A 2,716-nucleotide genomic window follows, 5' to 3' on the forward strand; every position below is an offset into this window, starting at 1 on the left:
CCGTTAGATAAATCTACTATGATTGGTGCTCAAGCTTCCTTGGTTCAAAAAGAAAAAATCATGTCTTATCTTAAACTAGGAAAAGAAGAGGGTGCAGAATTGTTAACAGGTGGAGATGCTAATCATCTTGGAGGTGATCTTGAAGGTGGATATTATATTCAACCTACTATTTTTAAAGGGCACAACAAGATGAGAATTTTTCAAGAGGAAATTTTCGGTCCTGTTTTGGTTGTTACTACTTTTAAAACTACAGAAGAGGCAATTGAAATTGCAAACGACACAATGTATGGTTTAGGTGCTGGAGTTTGGACACGTGATGCACATGAAATATATCAAGTTCCGAGGGCTATTCAAGCAGGTCGCGTTTGGATTAATCAATACCACTCTTATCCAGCTGGGGCTCCTTTTGGCGGTTATAAACAGTCGGGTATTGGAAGGGAAAATCATAAAATGATGTTGGGTCATTATCGCCAAACTAAGAATATGCTAATTTCATACGATAAAAAGAAATTAGGATTTTTTTAAATCTAATTGTTGGAAAAGGCACTGTAAATCTGCAGTGCTTTTTTAATTTTAAAATAAAATGAAATGGAAAAAATGAAAGCCGCTCGTTGGCATGCAGTAAAAGACATTAGGGTAGAAGAAACTGAAATTCCTACAACTGGTTCAAAACAGGTTAAAATTGAAGTGCAATTTGCAGGAATTTGCGGGTCAGATTTACATGAATATACCCACGGACCAATGTTAATTCCTGTGGAAAAACCGTATCCTTTAAACGGACATCAAGGTACAACTACTTTAGGGCATGAATTTGCTGGAATTATTTGTGAAATTGGTGAGGAAGTAAAACATTTAAAAATTGGAGATCGTGTAGTGGTCGAGCCTCTTTTTAAAAATCCAGACAGTCCTTTTATCACAAATGGACAATACAATCTCTCAGAGCCACTTGGTTTTGTAGGGCTAACATCTAATGGCGGATTTGCAAAATATACCGTTGTAGAAGATTACATGGTGCATAAAATTCCAGATTCGATGAGTTTTGAGCAAGGTGCCTTAGTTGAGCCAGCTGCTGTAGCAGTATATTCTGTTTTGCAAAGTGGTTTGAAAATCGGACAAAGCTGTTTGATTTATGGAGCAGGACCAATCGGACTTTTATGCGTTCAAGCTGCAATTGCTGCCGGAGCAACCGAAGTAATTGTGGTTGATATTGCCGAAAAACGTTTGGAAAAAGCGAAAGAGATTGGAGCTACTACTATCATCAACGGAAAAGAGAAAGACATTCCTAAACAAATCAAGGAACTTACAAATGGCGGTGTAGATGTTTTTCTAGACGCCGCTGGAGTACAAGTTTCTTTTGACGGCGGAATCGCAAGCTTGAAAAATGGAGGGACGGCCGTTTTGGTTGCCTTGTTTGGTAAAACCGTTACTCACGATGCTTTTGATCAAGTAATTAGGGAAATCACTGTAAAAGGAATTATCGCATACAGAAATATTTTTCCGCAAGTGATTGATTTGATTAATCTTGGCAGAATGCCTGTTGAAAAATTAGTTACTAAACGAATCAAGCTGGATGAAATTGTTACCGAAGGATTTGAAGCTTTGGTTTCGAATCCATCCCAAGTTAAAATTTTAGTTGAGATCAACGGATAATTTAATTTTTTAAATTTAATTCAAAAAACAGTCGTAACACCTTATATTTATGACTGTTTTTTTTAAACTATTTGTTATGATAAAAAGAGTTGAAGCTACTGAAAAAGCGATAGAATTGATTAGTATCTTAAAAGAAAAACACGGCGATTTGATGTTCTATCAAGCTGGAGGCTGTTGCGAAGGTACTCAACCACAATGCTTCGAGAAAGGGGGATTTTACCAGCGAATGGGAGATGTTTGTATCGGAAAAATTGAGGATTCAGAATTTTGGGTCGATAAAGATTTGTTCGAATACTGGAAACATGCTCATTTTACCTTGGATGTACTAGATGGATTTGGGGCAGGAGGTTTTTCTTTGGAAACACCTTTAAAAAAAACATTCAAAATTGTTTACAGAATTTTTACCGAAGAGGAAGAAAAAAATCTTGAACCTGTTTACCACATCCAATAAATTTTAGTTCACGTGCAAGAGTTGGTACTGTTTTGGAGTAATGCCTTCGTATTTTTTAAATAATCTTGCAAAATAATTGGCGTCTTCAAAACCGGATAAATAGCATACTTCGTTAATCTTAATAGTTGGATTTTGAAGTAATTTTTTGGCACATTTTATTTTTTCATGAATTATAAATTCTATTGGACTCATGCCTAATTCTTTTTTGAAAAAACGGTAGAAAGAAGTCGTACTCATACTTGCTTTTTCACTCAAATTCTTTAAATTGATATTTTCTTTTAAATTCTTTCGGATATATTCTACAATGTAATGAATAGGATTATTGGCATCTAGTACCTTAGTATCATCAATAGACCGAAGCGTTTGAGATTGAATGATTCGAATCAATAATTCTTGCAAAGTTAAATCGGCAATTGCGTCTTTGGTGATCGATGTACTCATGCACTCCTTTACTAATTTATTGATAGTAGTAGCCAAGTCAACATTGTTATAAAAAAAATAGTTTTGATAATCCAATTGCCACAACTGATTTTCACCTTCTTTTGGATAGCGTTCGTTTAAAAAACAAATGGTTTCTTTTATTTTATTTTGATCGATTGCAAGGGCAATGCATTG

At 35.1% G+C, this 2,716-nt stretch carries 4 protein-coding genes; 3 read left to right on the forward strand and 1 reads right to left on the reverse strand.

Translation table 11 applies throughout. The features are described 5' to 3' along the window. The 3 genes from ACIQ2X_RS15535 to ACIQ2X_RS15545 all read left to right on the forward strand — a co-directional run. A partial coding sequence (locus tag ACIQ2X_RS15535; protein WP_396179880.1) for an aldehyde dehydrogenase family protein occupies positions 1–525 on the forward strand: 525 nt, incomplete at its 5' end. 63 nt (positions 526–588) lie between these two features. Beyond that, positions 589–1,650: a 2,3-butanediol dehydrogenase gene (locus ACIQ2X_RS15540; RefSeq protein ID WP_396179881.1), complete on the forward strand. Its 1,062-nt coding sequence runs from the start codon at positions 589–591 to the stop codon at positions 1,648–1,650. A gap of 76 nt (positions 1,651–1,726) precedes the next feature. Beyond that, positions 1,727–2,101 carry a DUF779 domain-containing protein gene (locus ACIQ2X_RS15545; protein ID WP_396179882.1) on the forward strand — a complete coding sequence of 125 codons (375 nt, stop codon included), beginning with the start codon at positions 1,727–1,729 and terminating at the stop codon, positions 2,099–2,101. Positions 2,102–2,104: 3 nt separating this feature from the next. Here the strand turns inward: ACIQ2X_RS15545 and ACIQ2X_RS15550 are convergent. Then, on the reverse strand, positions 2,105–2,716 hold a 612-nt coding region (locus tag ACIQ2X_RS15550; RefSeq protein WP_396179884.1), incomplete at its 5' end, for a helix-turn-helix transcriptional regulator.

Source organism: Flavobacterium sp. (assembly GCF_044368625.1).
Taxonomy (GTDB): Bacteria; Bacteroidota; Bacteroidia; order Flavobacteriales; family Flavobacteriaceae; genus Flavobacterium.